We start from the raw sequence: 16,249 nt of genomic DNA on the forward strand, positions 1-16,249 counted from the left end.
GCCGGGGGCTTAAAGCAGCGAGCGCAGCGGCGCGCCGTGCAGCCAGCCAGCAATATCTTCCACCGCCTCGCTGAAGTAGGTGCGGTAATTAGTGTCGGCGACGTAGCCCAGATGCGGCGTCGCCAGCACGTTCGGCAACTGACGCAGCGGATGATCGGCCGGTAGCGGCTCCTGTTCAAAGACATCCAGCCCGGCGCCCGCCAGCTGACCAGACTGCAGTGCGCTGATCATCGCCTGCTGATCGACAATCCCGGCGCGCGAGGTGTTAATCAGCAGCGCGCCTGGCTTCATGTGCGCCAGCGCCGCGCCGTCCAGCAGATGACGGGTGCGCTCACTCAGCACCAGATGAATCGATACCACATCGCTCGCCCTGAGCAGCGCCGGCAGCGAAGCCATCTTCTCTGCGCCGCACGCCGCTGCGCGTGCTTCGCTCAGGTTCTGGCTCCAGGCGCACACGCGCATGCCAAAGGCGCGCGCCACGTTAGCCATCTCACCGCCAATCTTGCCCAGCCCAAGCAGGCCGAGGGTTTTGCCGTGCAGCGCCATGCCCAGCGTATGCTGCCACGCACCGTTGCTGCGCAGCGCCTGGCTCTCCGCCGGGATATGGCGTGCCAGACCGAGCAGCAGCCCCCAGCTCAGTTCCAGCGGCGCCGCGCTGCTACTGGCGGTGCCGCACACCGCAATCAGCCGTTCGGCACAGGCGTGCAGATCGATTGAGGCATTGCGCATGCCGGAGGTGACAATCAGCTTCAGATTGGGCAGGCGGCCTATCAGCCGGGCGCTGAGCGGGGTGCGTTCGCGCATCACCACCAGAATGTCGGCGTGCGCGATGTGAGCGACCAGTTCATCTTCGTCGGCGTAGTGGCGGTGCAGCGCGGTAGTTTGTACCTGCGGTTGCAGCGATGCCCAGCCGGCCAGCGACAGGGCAACATTTTGATAATCATCAAGAATGATGCAGTTCAGGCTCATGGTGGTCCTCAACGGGAAGCGGTTGGCGCCCCTGCTGATTAAGCCAGGCGCGAAGCTGGTTATTGTCCATCGGACGGGCGTAATAATAGCCCTGAATAAACACCACGCCACGCTGCTGCAGATACTGAAATTGCAACGCGGTTTCTACCCCTTCACCCAATACCTCGAGCTGCAGCTTGTGGCACAGATTGATGATGGCATCCAGCACCGGGGTTTCGATCTCCAGTCCTTCAATGGCGTTAATAAAGCCGCGGTCAATCTTCAGGTAATCGAGCGGGAAGGTCATCAGATAGGAGAGCGCGCAGTGGCCGGTACCGAAGTCGTCAATCGCCACCTTCATGCCGTGCGACTGCAGATAGCGCAGCTTGCGCGACACCGCGTCGCCGTCCTCGATCAGGCTGCGCTCGGTGAGCTCCAGCGTGATCAGCATCTGTTTGTCACGGATGTTGCGGGCAAAACGCATCATGTCCTGCACAAAATCGGGGTGTTGCAGATGCTCAGCTGCGAGGTTAAAGCCAATGTGGAAGCCCGGTTCAACCTGCCAGCTCTGGATATCTTCCGCCATCATCGCCAGCAGATGCTGGGTCAGCGGCACGATCATGCCTTCCGCTTCGGCATGGCTGATGAAGATATCCGGGCGGATCATTTCGCCGTTGGGCCGCTGCCAGCGCATCAGCGCTTCCGCACCGGTGCAGCGCTGAATCCCGGTGCTGTACACCGGCTGATAGTGCACTGTGAACTCACGATTGCGTATCGCCCGGCGAATTTCATCCGCCCATGAGAGGCGGCGGCGCAGCCAGTTGGCGGTCAGCACCATTAGCAATATCGAAAAGATGGCGGCCATCGGCAGAAAAATAAGCAGCGCCTGGCGCCAGGCTTTGATCAGCTCGGCGGCGGGTACCGTCACGCTGACGCTGATTGGATAGCGGCTGGACTCCGCCTGATAGTTGGCGCTGCTAAGGTACAGCAGCTCTGGCTGGTCGTCCGGACCGCTGGCGATGGGGCTGCCGCCGTTGAAGCGCAGGCTCATCTGATAACGGTTCGACTCGCCAATGGCGCGCATGAAGTCCATCAGATACTGGCCATCAATCACCGCCCAGAAACCGCTGCTGTCCGGCAGGTGACGCACGAAAATCACCGCCGGGCGATCCGGTACGCCGGAGGTGCCGCGGATCGACAGGCTCCACCAGGCTTTGCCGGTCACCGGCGGCGGCTGCATCATCATCCCGGCCAGCGTGTCGTGCTGCAGCCCGTAAGCCGACGAGCAGGTGATTTCGCTGCCCTGCAGGGTACCAATCGAGCGGAAGTAGGCGTTAAGGGTGCCGGCGCGCTGCAAATCTTCATCAATATCGGCGCAGCGACGATTCTGGTACTGACGCAGGCGGGTCACCATGTCCCAGGCGCTGTCGCTCATCTTTTCTGCCTGCGTCAGCAGGGCATTAGCGGTGGCAATTTGCTGCTGGCTGACCGTATGGCGCGCCTCAATGGCTGTGCAAAATATGCCCAGCACCAGCGGTAATAACCCGGCACAGACAATCAACAGCCAGCCAAAATCGCGTTGTCGTTTTTGCAGAGGCACCAGACTTTCCTCGGTCGGTTTAAGCAGCATTCAGGGAGCGCGTCACGGCGTCAGCAGCATAACACTTTCCCGCGGCCGTGCATGTTAGCGTTTTGATTTTCCACCAATCTGATACAAGTCAATTATGGTTCGCGCTTTGCGTTTATTGACAATGTTTTGCCGTTACTGGCATTTCCCGGCAGGAAAAAGCCTGTGGCACGAGATGATTAAGAATGTTGCGCCAGAATCATCAGGCATGGCGATGCGCGCTGACGCCATACGGCAGCGTCACTGCGCAGGGAAGCTGCCAGGCGATCGACAGATACGGATCGTCTGGCATCGTGGCGTGGTAAGACGTTACGGGCGCGGCGCGGGCCGATTATTTTTGACGCGCAGGCGCGGTTTGGGGCGGCCATTACCCAGCATTATCGCCAGCCGGCTGCCGCCCGGCGTGGTTTCCATCAGGATTTTGGTAACGCTGGTCAGCGGCACCGACAGCAGCATCCCGACCGGACCGAGCAGCCAGCCCCAGAAAATCAGCGACAGAAACACTACCAGCGTTGACAGTCCCAGCCCGCGTCCCATCAGGCGCGGTTCCAGCATATTGCCAAACACCATGTGAATGGCACTGAACAGCGCCGCCACCAGCACGGCGTCATACACATCATTCAACACCAGCGCCTGAATAAACGGCGGCACACCGGCGATAATCGGGCCGATATTGGGGATAAAATTGAGGATAAAGGCGACAACGCCCCAGAACAGCGCAAATTTGACGTCCAGCAGCATCAGCACCAGCCACACCGCCAGCCCGGTAATCAGGCTGACCAGCGTTTTCAGTGCCAGATAGTGCGTGACGCCCTTCAGCGCCTTGTGTAATCCGGCGATGCGGATCTGCGGATTCATCATCGCATTGCGCAATTTGTACGGCAGATGGTGCACCTCAAACAGCATGAACACCACGGTCAGAATCAACAGCACCACATTGGTCATGGCACCGGAGAACTGCGCCAGCAGCGTGGTAGCCATGTTCATAATCACATTGGGATCGAGCCGTGCCGCCAGTGCGCTGGTGGAGATATTGATATGAAACTGCGCGGCGAAATGCTGCAGCACCGTCAGCTTCTGTTCCAGCAGGCCGCGGATTTGCGGATAGGTATCGCTGAACTCGCTTACCGAACTGGCCAGCACCCCGACCAGCAGCAGCATCACAATGAAGATCACCGTGATCACCAGCGAGATCGCCACGCCGCGCCGCAGACCCCGACGCATCAGCAGGGTCACCAGCGGATTAAGCACAATCGCCAGGAAGCTGGCGAGTAAGAAGGGCACCAGAATATCCGACGCGGCACGAATGCCCGCCAGAATAATCACTAACATTGCCAGCTTGACCAGGATGTTCTGGCCAATTTTCTCCTGTGGCTTTTCGTTCATTCCCTCTCCTGAATGGTGGTTCGCTGTGGAAAGTGTAGTTGAACGCCAGTAAGTAATTGTTTGTTTAGGTGTAAGCGAAGCGAACCCGATAAGCACCGCCGGAGATACCGCCATCAGCCCGCCGCGAATCGACGGTGCGCACGGCGAGAAAAGGCGTATAGTAAAGCTTCAGCTATAAAAATTCCGTCAAACACGAGCGCAATCACTCATGCCTGACCAGCCCGCCGCGGCCGAATACAGCCGTTTTCGTCTGAATTTACAGATTCTCTCCATCGTGAAGTTCAACTTCGCCACCTATCTCACCATTGGCCTGCCGCTGGCGGTGCTGCCGGGCTTTGTCCATGACGGCCTGGGCTACAGCGCCTTCTGGGCCGGTGTGGTGATCAGCCTGCAATATGTCGCCACGCTGCTGAGCCGTCCGCATGCCGGTCGCTATGCCGACAGCTGGGGACCCAAAAAAGTGGTGGTGCTTGGGCTGTTTGGCAGCCTGGTGAGCGGGCTGTGTATTTTGCTGTCGGCGCTGATAGAGGAGCAGGAGGTGCTCAGCCTGGCGCTGCTGTGCCTCGGGCGCGTGCTGCTGGGCGTCGGGCAGAGTTTCTGCGGCACCGGCACCTCGCTGTGGGGCGTGGCGAAAGTCGGCTCGCTGCATATTGGCCGGGTGATCTCCTGGAACGGCATTGTCACCTATGGCGCGATGGCGATTGGCGCACCGCTTGGGGTGATGATCTTTCGCAGCGGCGGCCTGCTGCTGCTCTCCAGCGTGATTATCGCCATCAGCGTGCTGGCGATAGTGCTGGCGCTGCCCCGTGCGCCGGTGAAAGGCAGCAAGGCCAAACCGCTGCCGTTCCGCGCAGTGCTCGGTAAGGTGTACGGTTTTGGCCTGCTGCTGGCGATGGGCTCGGCGGGCTTTGGCGTGATCGCCACCTTTATCACCCTGTTTTATCAGGAGCGGGGCTGGGACGGTGCCGCCTTCGCGCTGACGCTGTTCAGCGCTGCGTTCGTCGGCATGCGCCTGCTGTTTCCCAACGCCATTAATAAGCTCGGCGGGTTGCGCGTCGCCAGCCTGTGTTTTGCCGTCGAGGCGATTGGCCTGCTGCTGGTGGCGGGCGCGTTCGATCCGTGGATGGCGAAGTTCGGCGCTTTTCTCACCGGCGCCGGTTTCTCGCTGGTGTTTCCGGCGATTGGCGTGGTCGCAGTCAAAGTGGTGCCGCAGCAGAACCAGGGCAGCGCGCTGGCTACTTATACCGCGTTTATGGATCTGTCGCTCGGCATCACCGGTCCGATCGCGGGCTTTATCATGAGCTTCGCCGGCGTACAGCTGGTTTATCTGCTGACTGCGCTGCTGGTGGGATTTGCGCTGCTTTGTACCCTGCGGATGATCAAGCGTCAGGCTGGATTGCCAGCCGAGGATGCTGCGTCCAGGTCGCCATAAATGGCGCCCCTACAGCATGACAGAGCGCGCATTGATGCGCACCGGGCAATCGACGTCGCCAGCACCGTAGGGTGCGCATTGATGCGTACCAGGCAATCCGCTGCGGCACTCACGCATCGGATGGGGGAAACAGGTGAAAAAAAAGGCCTCCGACCGAGGCCAACACTAACAAAAGCGTGTCGCTAAGACACAGATAAGGGTTCGTTTCACATCGCATTGTCTGCAGATGCTGCAAAGAAAACATTTATTTCGTTTTAATTGAATTATGAAATAACGGATATTGGATCTGCCTCGCAAAAATTTCATATTTCGTTTCATCCAGCCACGCACCGGCGCTGACCCTCTCGCTGACGGATCGTCCTGATAATCTCCCTGCTGCTGATTACGGGTGCAGGCCGCATCGGCATTGTCATCAGGCCCGCACTTTGCGCCAGTCCGCTAATGCTGACGGAAAAATGCGATCCAGGCCGCTAAAAGTAAATTTTCCAAAAAGAACTATTTGAAAAATTTATTTCACTGTAATAGCTTCATAGCACGCTTTCCGTATTGCCTGATCGGGCGCGACCCAGACTGACCCGCGGCCTGCAGGGACCTTACACATCAAAGAGGCAACGACATGACTATCGTAGGAAACTTTATCGGCGGCAAAATCACGCACAGCGCCAGCAACGAAACCATTCCGGTCTACGATCCGGCTACCGGCAAAGTGATCCGCGAACTGACGCAAAGCACGGCGGCAGAAGTGGCGCAGGCCATTGAGGTCGCCCATGCGGCGTTTCCGGAATGGTCGAAAACGGCGCCGCTGCGTCGTGCCCGCGTCATGTTCAACTTCAAAGCGCTGATGGAAAAACATCGCGATGAACTGGCGGCGCTGATTGTTTCTGAGCACGGTAAAGTCTGGTCCGATGCGCTGGGTGAGCTGACGCGCGGCATCGAAGTGATCGAATTTGCCTGCGGCATTCCGCACCTGATCAAAGGGGAAAACTCACCGAACGTCGGTTCCGGCGTTGACAGCTATTCACTGATGCAGCCGGTGGGTGTGGTCGCGGGCATTACGCCGTTCAACTTCCCGGCGATGGTGCCGCTGTGGATGTTCCCCATCGCGCTGGCGTGCGGTAATACCTTTGTGCTGAAGCCGCCGGCGCTCGATCCTTCTGCCTCGGTACGCATGGCTGAACTGCTGAAAGAAGCGGGGCTGCCGGATGGCGTGTTCAACGTGGTGCACTCCTCAAACGAAGACGCCGAGCAGCTGTATAAAGATCCGCGCATCGCGGCGGTCAGCTTCGTTGGCTCGTCCGGCGTGGCCGAGCACATCTACAAAACCGCCAGCGCGCATGGCAAACGCGTGCAGGCCTTCGGCGCCGCGAAAAACCACGCCATCGTGATGCCGGATGCCGATCTGGATGCCACCGTGAACGCCATCATGGGTGGTGCTTTCGGTTCTGCCGGGGAACGCTGCATGGCGCTGCCAGTGGTGGTGGCGGTTGGCGACGATACAGCCGACAAACTGATTTCGCGCCTGACGCCGCTGATCAAAGCGCTGCGCGTGGGGCCGGGCATGCAGCAGGGTGCAGAAGAGAATGAAATGGGGCCGGTGGTATCCGCTGCGCACCAGAAGAAAGTGCTGGGCTACATCGACAAAGGTGAGCAGGAAGGCGCGACGCTGGTGGTTGACGGACGCGGCGTGAAAGTCACGGGCCATGAAGAGGGCTACTACGTTGGCGGTACGCTGTTCGATAACGTCACGCCAGAGATGGTGATTTGGCGCGAAGAGATTTTTGGACCGGTGCTGAGCATCATGCGCGCCAGCGACTTCGACAGCGCGCTGCAGCTGGTGAATAGCCACGAATTTGGTAATGGCAGCGCCATCTTCACCAGCAACGGCCACACCGCCCGTGAGTTTGTGCACAACGTGGAAGCGGGCATGGTGGGCGTCAATGTGCCGGTGCCGGTGCCGATGGCGTTCCACAGCTTTGGCGGCTGGAAGCGTTCGGTGTTTGGTGCGCTCAACGTGCACGGTCCGGACGGGGTGCGTTTCTACACCCGCATGAAAACGGCAACCGTGCGCTGGCCGAGCGGTCAGCAGACCGTTTCTGAATTCAGCATGCCAACGCTGGGTTAATGTCGCGCAACAGGAGAAACAGGATGTCACTGATTTCAAAAGTGCAGCAGCCGGACAGCCACGGGCGTATCCAGCACGTGACGCCCGAGAGCGCCGGCTGGGAATACGTGGGCTTTGACGCTTATCTGCTGAAAAAGGGCCAGACGCTGCGGTTAAGCAGCGGCGAGAGAGAGTTGTGCCTGGTGCTGGTGGCCGGTCTGGCGTCGGTGAAAACCCGCGATGCAGAATTCCCTGGCATCGGTAAGCGCCTGTCGCCGTTTGAGCGCACGCCGCCTTACTCGGTTTACGTGCCGCATCATGATGAGGTTGAAGTCACTGCCGACAGCGATCTGGAACTGGCGGTATGCAGTGCGCCGGGCAGTGGCAATCTGCCGGCGCGGCTGATTGCACCGCAGGATGTTGGCGTGGAGCACCGTGGCAAAGGGCGCAATCAGCGCCTGGTGCATAACATTCTGCCGGATAATCAACCGGCCGACAGCCTGCTGGTGGTGGAAGTGTATACCGACGAGGGCGCGACCAGTTCGTACCCCAGCCACAAGCACGATGAGAAGGACAGCCCGGACGAAACCTATCTGGAAGAGACCTATTATCACCGTTTCGATCCTGAGCCCGGTTTCGCCATGCAGCGCGTCTACACCGACGACCGTTCGCTCGACGAGTGTATGGCCCCGTATAACCGCGATGTGGTAACGGTGCCGCGCGGGTATCATCCGGTGGCGACTCTGGCCGGTTACGATAACTATTATCTGAACGTGATGGCCGGGCCGGTACGGCTGTGGAAATTTACCTGGGAAAAGGATCACGCCTGGGTGAACAGTGAGCAGTATCCGCGCCGTTAATCGGGTCTCCGCGCGGTCGCCGGAAATGCGCACCAGGTTAAACGGCACACGCATTCACTGATGCGCACAGATAAAAAAGGCAGCCAGATGGCTGCCTTTGTTCCATTCGGTACCCGGGGTTTATTCGCTGCTGCTGTTATTCAGCGCCAGCGACACCGCCAGGGTTTGCGCCAGGCACAGCGAGGCCACCTGCGAGCGGAAGCCATCTACCTGCGCTTCGCGCACCACAAAACAGACATCGCTGAACGCCGCCAGCGGGCTGACCTGGCTGTCGGTGATGGCGATCTGATGCGCGCCACGTTTAGCGCCCAGCTCCACCAGTTCCACCGCTTCGCGCGCATACGGCGAGTAGCTGATAGCGATGACCACGTCTTTCGGATTCACCATGCTGAGCTGTTCAGTGAACATGCCGCCCAGGCCATCAATCAGAAAAGCGCGACGCTCCAGATGGCGCAGCGCATACACCAGATACGAGGCCACGCTGAACGAGCGGCGCAGACCGATGATGTAGATGTTCTCCGCCTCATTGAGCATTTTCACCGCTTTGTTCAGCTGGTCGGGATTCACCTGCATCGCCAGCTGCTGCAGCGCCTGGCTGTTGACCATGGTAAAGACGTTGAGGATCTCCACCGGGCTCTCCGGTGAGCTGGCGCTGTCGTCGGTGGCCGTCTGGCGGAACAGGCGCGCCCGTTCGGTATAGTTCACGGTCTCTTCCATCAGGTGCTGACGAAAGACCTGTTTCATTTCGTTGAAGCCGCTAAAGCCGAACGCGTTGGCGAAGCGGATCAGCGTGGAGGGCGGAACATCCGCCTGCTGGGCGATAGAGGCGACGGTATCAAACGCGATGCTGTTGCTGTTATCAAGGATATAACGAGCCACCTGCTTCAGGCGTTTACTCAGCGTCTCGTAGCGACGACGGATATCGTCCTGTAACAAGGTTAATTGCGTTGGGTTATTGGTCATTACTTCGGCCCGTCAGAAAAGGAAATATGGCTGGATAATGAGCGCTATAGTACCAGATGGATGGAAAATTTCATTTGTTTGACGCTATCGTGAAGGCTATTTCATCGGTTTATGAATTGCCTCACAAAACTCAGGGGGTTGAGGGCTTTCCCTCACCCTAACCCTCTCCCGCAGGCGGGAGAGGGGACAGTCCGGAGCGGTCTGATCGGTCTGACAGGGCTGGTACAATGCTTAACGACCTGCCTGAACGGCTCCCTCACCCTAACCCTCTCCCGCAGGCGGGAGAGGGGACAGTCCGGAGCAGTCTGACCGGCCTGACAGGACTGGTACAATGCTTAACGACCTGCCTGAACGGCTCCCTCTCCCGGTGGGAGAGGGCTGGGGTGAGGGCATCCGCGCGCAACACACTAAAAAGCGGCCCGTCAGGCCGCTTCTCAGCACATCCTCTTCAAATCCGTCAGCCGCGCGCGGCGCGCCAGTAGCCAATCAGGCGCAGATAATTGCCTTTCACGGTCTCAATCAGCGCTTTATCATCCAGCTCACCGTTCAGCCACTGGCGTGACGGCTGGCCAAAAATGGTGCGACCCACGGCAAAACCTTTCACCCACGTCGCCTGCGCGGCGGCGGCGAAGCCGGCTTTCAGCTTCTCTTCCGGCGCATCAAGGCCGAGTAACAGAATGCCGCGACAGTGCGGATCCTGCTGCTCAATCAGCTCGCCGATCGCCTGCCAGCTCTCCGCCGTCAGCGGTGGTAGCTTCCACCAGTCCGGCTGCACGCCCAGGCTATAGAAGTGGCTCAGCATGTCGTAATAGTAGGACTCGTTACGGTCCGGGTTGCTCTCCGGCAGAATCACTTCCAGCAGCAGCTCGTGCCCGCTTTTGTTACAGCTGCGCCACACGTCAAGAACCAGCTCGTCCTGCTCTTTACGCAGTTCAGCACTGTCATGGGGATGATAAAACACCAGGCACTTGACGACGTGTTCGGCCGGCCAGTCCACCAGCTGAGAGCCAATATTGCCGTGCTCAAGACGCAGTGGTCGTGAGCTCGGCAGCTCAATGGGCCGCCCAATCCACCAGTGCTTGCCGGTGATGGCGTTGAGCGCTTTCTGGCCGTACGTGGTATCCGCCAGGATGCCACTCTTCTCATTGAGACCGGCTTCGTTAGCCGCCTCCTGTGCCGCCTGCAGCAGCAGCAGTTTCAGTTGCGGAATGCGCTCCTCGCTGACACCCGCTTCGCGCGCCATATCGGCCAGCTGTTTACGGTGGTCAAAGGCGAACACATTCAGCTCCGGCCACTGCTGCTTACGCGTGGTAACGCGATGCAGATGATTGAGGCGCGCATCGAGATCCGGGCGTTTCACCGCGTTATCGCGGCTGAGGAAATCGTCCAGCTCTTCTTTCGTTGGCATCGCCGGTGCACAGCCGTGACGGGATACCACCAGTGCGCCACAGGCGTTAGCGTAGCGGCACGCCTGCTCCCAGCTCTCATCGTTGAGCCAGCCGCGCAGCAGGCCCGACATAAACGCATCGCCGGCGCCCAGTACGTTGAGCACCTCAACGCGCACGCCGCTGTGCAGGCGCGTCTGTTCCCAGCTATCAGGAATCTCGCCCTCAAACACCACACAACCCAGCGGCCCGCGTTTGCAGACCAGCGTGGCACTGCTGGCCTTACGCACATTTTTCAGCGCGGTCAGCGTATCGGTACTGCCACCGGCGATATGGAACTCTTCTTCCGTTCCGACGATCAGATCGAAATAGTGCACCACTTCCTGTAGCTGCTGCGTCACCTGGCCGGACTCAATGAAACGCGTTTCACCGTCACCCAGTGAGGTCAGACCCCATAGCACCGGGCGATAATCGATATCCAGCGCGGTACGCAGACCGTTGCGCCGGGCGATATCCAGCGCTTTCAGCACCGCCGCCCGCGTGTCCGGATGCGACAGGTGGGTGCCGGTTATCGCCACGGCGCGGGACGAGGTAATGAACTCTTCGCGAATGTCCTCGGGAACCAGCCCCATATCCGCACAGTTGTCGCGATAGAAAATCAGCGGAAAGGTCTCTTCGTCTTTGATGCCGAGAATCACCAGCCCGGTCAGGCGCTGCTTATCGGTGATCAGCCCGTCAGTATTGCAGCCCACGCGCTGCAGCTCTTCACGCAGGAAGCGGCCATTGTGTTCGTCACCGACGCGCGCCAGCATCGCCGACTTCAGCCCCTGGATCGCGGTGCCATAAGCTACGTTGCCGGAAGAGCCGCCGAGGTATTTGTTAAAGCTGGTCATATCTTCCAGGCGCGAGCCAATTTGCTGGCCGTAAAGATCGACGGCGATGCGTCCAATACAAATCACATCAAGCCGCTTCTGTTGTGTACTCATACTGATGGTTTCCTTCTGTGATAAGCAGACACGGCGGGCGCTGCCGCCCACTATCAAGCGCAATGCTTCCGGGGTCTCGGGGTGCCTGACTGGCTATGTGGGCAGTATGAGGAATAAAAATTCCAAACACAATATGAAATGAAACATCCATCGCGATTTTGTGAGCCAGGTAAAACTCTGGTGCCGCTACCTTTCCCGCCCTTTACGCCTTGCTCGTTTCGCGGGTGCTCTGGCTTGTGAGCCAGCTCGCAGGAAATGATGACGGATGAGAGGAAGCTGCTGACGTGAAATGAAATTTCGTTATGATGGCTGAGGCACAGCAGGCTGTTTCACTTTGCTGTCATCCCGTCCCGTCATCGCCCGCGTTTCAGCGCCGAATTTGATCTTCATCGCAAAATGAAATGTTTCTTCTGTAATCAGGTTTAATGGAAAAAACATTTGTTTATAATCGCCACACGTTTCACTTAGCGTCGGGCGCGTTTTCACCGCCGACCCGAATCGCGTCGTACCCCCTGAGCGGGTACCACATGTAAAGGAAGAAGCATATGGGCACTATCAGACTGACTACCGCACAGGCGCTGGTGAAATTTCTGGATAACCAGTACCTGAACGTTGACGGCGTTGAAACCAAATTCGTGCACGGCATCTTTGCTATTTTCGGCCACGGCAATGTGCTAGGCCTCGGCCAGGCGCTGGAGCAGGACAGCGGCGATTTACAGGTGTATCAGGGCCGTAACGAGCAGGGTATGGCGCACGCTGCCATCGGTTTTGCCCGGCAGTCGCTGCGCCGTCAAATCATTGCCTGTACCTCTTCCGTCGGACCGGGTGCCGCCAACATGATTACCGCGGCAGCCACGGCAACAGCCAACCGGATTCCACTGCTGCTGCTGCCGGGCGATGTGTTCGCCACGCGCCAGCCGGACCCGGTGCTGCAGCAGATCGAGCAGAGTCACGATCTCAGCATCAGCACCAACGATGCCTTCCGCGCAGTGAGTAAATACTGGGACCGCGTGAGCCGTCCGGAACAGCTGATGACCGCCTGTATCAATGCGCTGCGCGTGCTGACCGATCCGGCGGAAACCGGGGCGGTAACGCTGGCGCTGCCGCAGGATGTGCAGGGCGAAGCCTGGGATTTCCCGGAATACTTCTTCCACAAACGCGTGCACTTGCTTGACCGGCGTCTGCCGACGGCGGCCCAGCTGGACGCGGCGCTGGCATTGATTGCGCGTAAGCACAAGCCGCTGATTGTAGTGGGTGGCGGCGTGAAATACTCCGATGCCGGTCAGGCGCTGCTGAGCTTTGCCGAGCGTTTCAATATTCCGTTTGCCGAAACGCAGGCCGGCAAAGGCACCATCGTTTCCGACCATCCGCTGAACGTGGGTGGCGTGGGTGAAACCGGCTGTCTGGCGGCGAACCTGCTGGCCAAAGAGGCCGATCTGGTGATCGGTATTGGTACGCGCTATACCGATTTCACCACGGCTTCAAAATGGATTTTCCAGCATCCGGAAATCAGCTACCTCAACATTAACGTCAACAACTTCGACAGCTACAAGCTGGATGGCGTGCAGCTGCTGGCGGATGCACGCGAGGGATTAACCGCGCTGGAAGCCGGACTGAACGGCTTTGAGAATCACTGGGGTGGCCAGATTGAACAGGCCCAGAGCAAGCTGCTGAAAGAGACGCAGCGCGTGTACGCCGCCACTTTCAACACCGACGACTTTATTCCGGAAATCGCTGACCACATCGATCGCACTGCGCTGTTCGCCGAGTTTGAGCGTTTGACAAAGTCGGTGCTGACGCAGAGCAGCGTGCTGGGCACCTTAAACGAACAACTGCCAAAGGATGCGGTGATTGTCGCCGCCGCCGGCAGTCTGCCGGGTGACCTGCAGCGCGTATGGCGCACCAAAGATTACAACGCGTATCACGTTGAGTACGGCTACTCGTGCATGGGTTACGAAGTGAATGCCGCGCTGGGCGTGAAGCTGGCACAGCCGCAGCGCGAAGTCTACGCCATGGTGGGTGACGGCTCGTTCATGATGCTGCACTCCGAGCTGGTCACCTCGATTCAGGAAGGGGCGAAAATCAACGTCATCCTGCTGGATAACATGACCAATGGCTGCATCAACAACCTGCAGATGGAACACGGCATGGACAGTTTCAACACCGAGTTCCGCTTCCGTAATCCGCAGGGCGGCAAGCTGGATGGCGGCTTCGTGCCGGTAGATTTTGCGGCGATAGCCGCCGGCTACGGCTGTAAAACCTACCGTGTCACCACGCTGGAGCAGCTGAAAGCGGCGCTGGAAGATGCGCAGCAGCAGACGGTTTCGACCCTGATTGACATCAAAGTGCTGCCAAAAACCATGGTGCACAAATACTTCAGCTGGTGGCACGTCGGCGTGGCGCAGGCTTCCACCTCAGAGCGGACGCAGCAGGTGGCCGACAAGCTCAATCAGCATATTCAACAGGCGCGTAAGTACTAACCCTTTTCAGGCCGGCGCTGCCCGGCCCGTTTTACCCTACTTATCCGACTCTACAGGTGTAATTATGACGCTCAAACTCGGTGTAATCGGTACCGGCGCAATTGGTCAGGAACATATTCGTCGCTGCAACAACGTGCTGCAGGGCGCAAAAGTGGTGGCGGTTTCAGACATCAATGTGGAAGGTGCGCGCGCGGCGCTGCAACGGCTGAATATCCAGGCCGAAGTGTATCAGGATGGCCATCAGGTGATTAACTCGCCGGAAGTGGATGCCGTGCTGGTGACCTCGTGGGACCCGACGCATGAAGAGTTCACGCTGGCCGCGATTGCCGCCGGGAAACCGGTGTTCTGCGAGAAGCCGCTGGCGCTGAGCGCAGAGGGCTGCCGTCGCATTGTCGACGCCGAGATTGCGCACGGCAAACGTCTGGTGCAGGTGGGCTTTATGCGCCCGTATGATGCCGGCTATCGCGCGCTGAAAAAGGTGATCACCGACGGTGATATCGGCGAGCCGCTGATGCTGCACTGCGCGCACCGTAATCAGAGCGTCGGCGAGAATTACACCACCGACATGGCCATCACCAACACCCTGATTCACGAGCTGGATGTCCTGCGCTGGCTGACCGAGGACGATTACAAAAGCGTGCAGGTGGTGTTCCCGCGCACGACCTCAAAGTCACACGCGAAGCTGAAAGATCCGCAAATCGTGCTGTTTGAAACACAGAAGGGCATCCGCATCGATGTGGAGATCTTTGTGAACTGCGCGTACGGCTATGACATTCAGTGTGAAGTGGTGGGCGAAGAGGGCATCGCCAGACTGCCGGAGCCGTCGGCCATTCAGATGCGCAAAGATGCCCGCCTTGGCAACGCGCTGCTGACCGACTGGAAAGATCGCTTTATCGACGCCTATGACGTTGAGCTGCAGGCGTTTATCAATGATGTGAAAGCGGGCCAGCTGAGCGGGCCTTCTGCCTGGGATGGCTTTGCCGCCTCGGTGGCTGCCGATGCCTGCCTGAAGGCGCAAACCAGCGGCGCGATTGAGCCCGTTGCCATGCCGCCGCGTCCGGCGTTTTACCAGAAATAATCAGGCGCGAGCGCTAAACCTATCCACGGCAGCGGATTACCGCTGCCTCTCTGTATCAGGGAGCTGAAAATGAACCAAGAGAACGTCAAACTGGCGATTGCGCCGATTGGCTGGACCAACGACGACATGCCGGAACTCGGCAGCGAAAATACTTTCCAGCAAACGGTCAGCGAGATGGCGCTGGCGGGTTTCACCGGCAGCGAAGTGGGCAGCAAGTATCCGCGCGATCCGGCAGTGCTGAAGCCGATGCTGGATATCCGCGGTATGCAGATTTGTAACGCCTGGTTTAGTACCTTTTTTGCCAACGGTGACAAAGCGAAAACCATCGATCAGTTCATCAACCACATGAACTTCCTGCACGCCATGGGCGCGCGCGTGATTGGCTGCTCGGAACAGAGCAAAAGCATTCAGGGCACGTCGCTGCCGGTGCTGGAGCAGAAGCCGGTTTTCACTGACGAAGAGTGGCGCCTGACGGCAGAGGGTTACAACGAACTGGCGGCGATCGCGGCGCAGAAAGGGATGCGCGTGACGCTGCATCATCACATGGGCACCGGCATTCAGACGCCAGCCGAGATCGACCGTTTTATGGCAATGACCAACGATAACGTCGGTCTGCTGTACGACACCGGCCACATTTACTACTCCGAAGGATCACAGCAGGTGATGCTGGATGTGCTGACCCAGCATCTGCCGCGTATTTTCCACGTGCATCTGAAAGATGTACGTGACAGCGTGGTCGCAGAGGTGCGCGCAAACTCGCTGTCGTTCCTCGACGGAGTGAAAAAAGGCACCTTCACCGTACCAGGCGATGGCGTGATCGATTTCAAGCCGGTATTCAAAATCCTTGATGATTACGGCTATAAAGGCTGGATGGTGGTCGAAGCGGAACAGGATCCGGCCATCGCTAACCCATTCGAATATGCAGTGAAAGCCCGTAAATATATTCGTGACAATGCCGGGCTGTAAATTTGCGTGTTAATTAGCGCAATGAATTGCGCCGCTA

Annotated in this window: 11 protein-coding genes; 6 read left to right on the forward strand and 5 right to left on the reverse strand. The window is 58.7% G+C overall.

The window, feature by feature from the left end:
- Nucleotides 1–9 precede the first annotated feature (9 nt).
- From AC6I8P_RS01205 to AC6I8P_RS01215, 3 genes are all read right to left on the reverse strand, one after another.
- Nucleotides 10–969: a D-2-hydroxyacid dehydrogenase family protein gene (locus AC6I8P_RS01205; protein ID WP_459746284.1), complete on the reverse strand. Its 960-nt coding sequence runs from the start codon at nt 967–969 to the stop codon at nt 10–12.
- Entirely contained in the window at nt 944–2,548 is a 1,605-nt protein-coding gene (locus AC6I8P_RS01210) for an EAL domain-containing protein (protein ID WP_058775014.1), read from the reverse strand. The genes AC6I8P_RS01205 and AC6I8P_RS01210 overlap by 26 nt, the downstream gene beginning before the upstream one ends.
- Nucleotides 2,549–2,884: 336 nt before the next feature.
- Nucleotides 2,885–3,961, reverse strand: a complete 1,077-nt coding sequence (locus tag AC6I8P_RS01215) for an AI-2E family transporter (RefSeq protein ID WP_021508125.1) — start codon at nt 3,959–3,961, stop codon at nt 2,885–2,887.
- 208 nt (nt 3,962–4,169) lie between these two features.
- Between AC6I8P_RS01215 and AC6I8P_RS01220 the strand changes: the two genes are divergently transcribed.
- From AC6I8P_RS01220 to iolB, 3 genes are all read left to right on the forward strand, one after another.
- Nucleotides 4,170–5,393 carry an MFS transporter gene (locus AC6I8P_RS01220; RefSeq protein WP_238561404.1) on the forward strand — a complete coding sequence of 408 codons (1,224 nt, stop codon included), beginning with the start codon at nt 4,170–4,172 and terminating at the stop codon, nt 5,391–5,393.
- Nucleotides 5,394–6,009: 616 nt separating this feature from the next.
- Nucleotides 6,010–7,515, forward strand: coding sequence for a CoA-acylating methylmalonate-semialdehyde dehydrogenase (locus tag AC6I8P_RS01225; protein WP_315655423.1), 1,506 nt, complete (start codon nt 6,010–6,012; stop codon nt 7,513–7,515).
- A gap of 23 nt (nt 7,516–7,538) precedes the next feature.
- Complete coding sequence (iolB, locus tag AC6I8P_RS01230) at nt 7,539–8,354, forward strand: 5-deoxy-glucuronate isomerase (RefSeq protein WP_058759327.1); 816 nt, start codon at nt 7,539–7,541, stop codon at nt 8,352–8,354.
- A 120-nt stretch (nt 8,355–8,474) separates the two neighbouring features.
- Here iolB and AC6I8P_RS01235 read toward each other — a convergent pair whose 3' ends face one another.
- Nucleotides 8,475–9,317: a MurR/RpiR family transcriptional regulator gene (locus AC6I8P_RS01235; RefSeq protein ID WP_031279682.1), complete on the reverse strand. Its 843-nt coding sequence runs from the start codon at nt 9,315–9,317 to the stop codon at nt 8,475–8,477.
- Nucleotides 9,318–9,774: 457 nt separating this feature from the next.
- On the reverse strand, nt 9,775–11,688 hold the full coding sequence (locus tag AC6I8P_RS01240) for a bifunctional 5-dehydro-2-deoxygluconokinase/5-dehydro-2-deoxyphosphogluconate aldolase (protein ID WP_058759326.1): 1,914 nt from the start codon (nt 11,686–11,688) through the stop codon (nt 9,775–9,777).
- A 545-nt stretch (nt 11,689–12,233) separates the two neighbouring features.
- Between AC6I8P_RS01240 and iolD the strand changes: the two genes are divergently transcribed.
- The 3 genes from iolD (at nt 12,234) to iolE (ending at nt 16,212) form a co-directional block, all read left to right on the forward strand.
- A complete protein-coding gene (gene iolD, locus AC6I8P_RS01245; protein WP_058774980.1) occupies nt 12,234–14,168 on the forward strand; it encodes a 3D-(3,5/4)-trihydroxycyclohexane-1,2-dione acylhydrolase (decyclizing) in 1,935 nt (644 codons plus the stop codon).
- A gap of 64 nt (nt 14,169–14,232) precedes the next feature.
- Nucleotides 14,233–15,246: a bifunctional inositol 2-dehydrogenase/D-chiro-inositol 1-dehydrogenase gene (gene iolG / locus AC6I8P_RS01250; RefSeq protein WP_021507394.1), complete on the forward strand. Its 1,014-nt coding sequence runs from the start codon at nt 14,233–14,235 to the stop codon at nt 15,244–15,246.
- Nucleotides 15,247–15,315: 69 nt separating this feature from the next.
- Nucleotides 15,316–16,212, forward strand: a complete 897-nt coding sequence (gene iolE, locus AC6I8P_RS01255; RefSeq protein WP_058770955.1) for a myo-inosose-2 dehydratase — start codon at nt 15,316–15,318, stop codon at nt 16,210–16,212.
- Nucleotides 16,213–16,249: the final 37 nt, after the last annotated feature.

It is taken from the genome of gamma proteobacterium symbiont of Lampromicra miyakona (genome assembly GCF_059730895.1).

What these genes read in the sequence shown, in the direction of transcription:
- iolB (WP_058759327.1), top strand. Translation starts at nt 7,539, where the DNA reads ATGTCACTGATTTCAAAAGTGCAGCAGCCGGACAGCCACGGGCGTATC.
- AC6I8P_RS01205 (WP_459746284.1), bottom strand. Translation starts at nt 969, where the DNA reads ATGAGCCTGAACTGCATCATTCTTGATGATTATCAAAATGTTGCCCTG.
- iolD (WP_058774980.1), top strand. Translation starts at nt 12,234, where the DNA reads ATGGGCACTATCAGACTGACTACCGCACAGGCGCTGGTGAAATTTCTG.
- AC6I8P_RS01240 (WP_058759326.1), bottom strand. Translation starts at nt 11,688, where the DNA reads ATGAGTACACAACAGAAGCGGCTTGATGTGATTTGTATTGGACGCATC.
- AC6I8P_RS01215 (WP_021508125.1), bottom strand. Translation starts at nt 3,961, where the DNA reads ATGAACGAAAAGCCACAGGAGAAAATTGGCCAGAACATCCTGGTCAAG.
- AC6I8P_RS01235 (WP_031279682.1), bottom strand. Translation starts at nt 9,317, where the DNA reads ATGACCAATAACCCAACGCAATTAACCTTGTTACAGGACGATATCCGT.
- AC6I8P_RS01225 (WP_315655423.1), top strand. Translation starts at nt 6,010, where the DNA reads ATGACTATCGTAGGAAACTTTATCGGCGGCAAAATCACGCACAGCGCC.
- AC6I8P_RS01220 (WP_238561404.1), top strand. Translation starts at nt 4,170, where the DNA reads ATGCCTGACCAGCCCGCCGCGGCCGAATACAGCCGTTTTCGTCTGAAT.
- iolG (WP_021507394.1), top strand. Translation starts at nt 14,233, where the DNA reads ATGACGCTCAAACTCGGTGTAATCGGTACCGGCGCAATTGGTCAGGAA.
- iolE (WP_058770955.1), top strand. Translation starts at nt 15,316, where the DNA reads ATGAACCAAGAGAACGTCAAACTGGCGATTGCGCCGATTGGCTGGACC.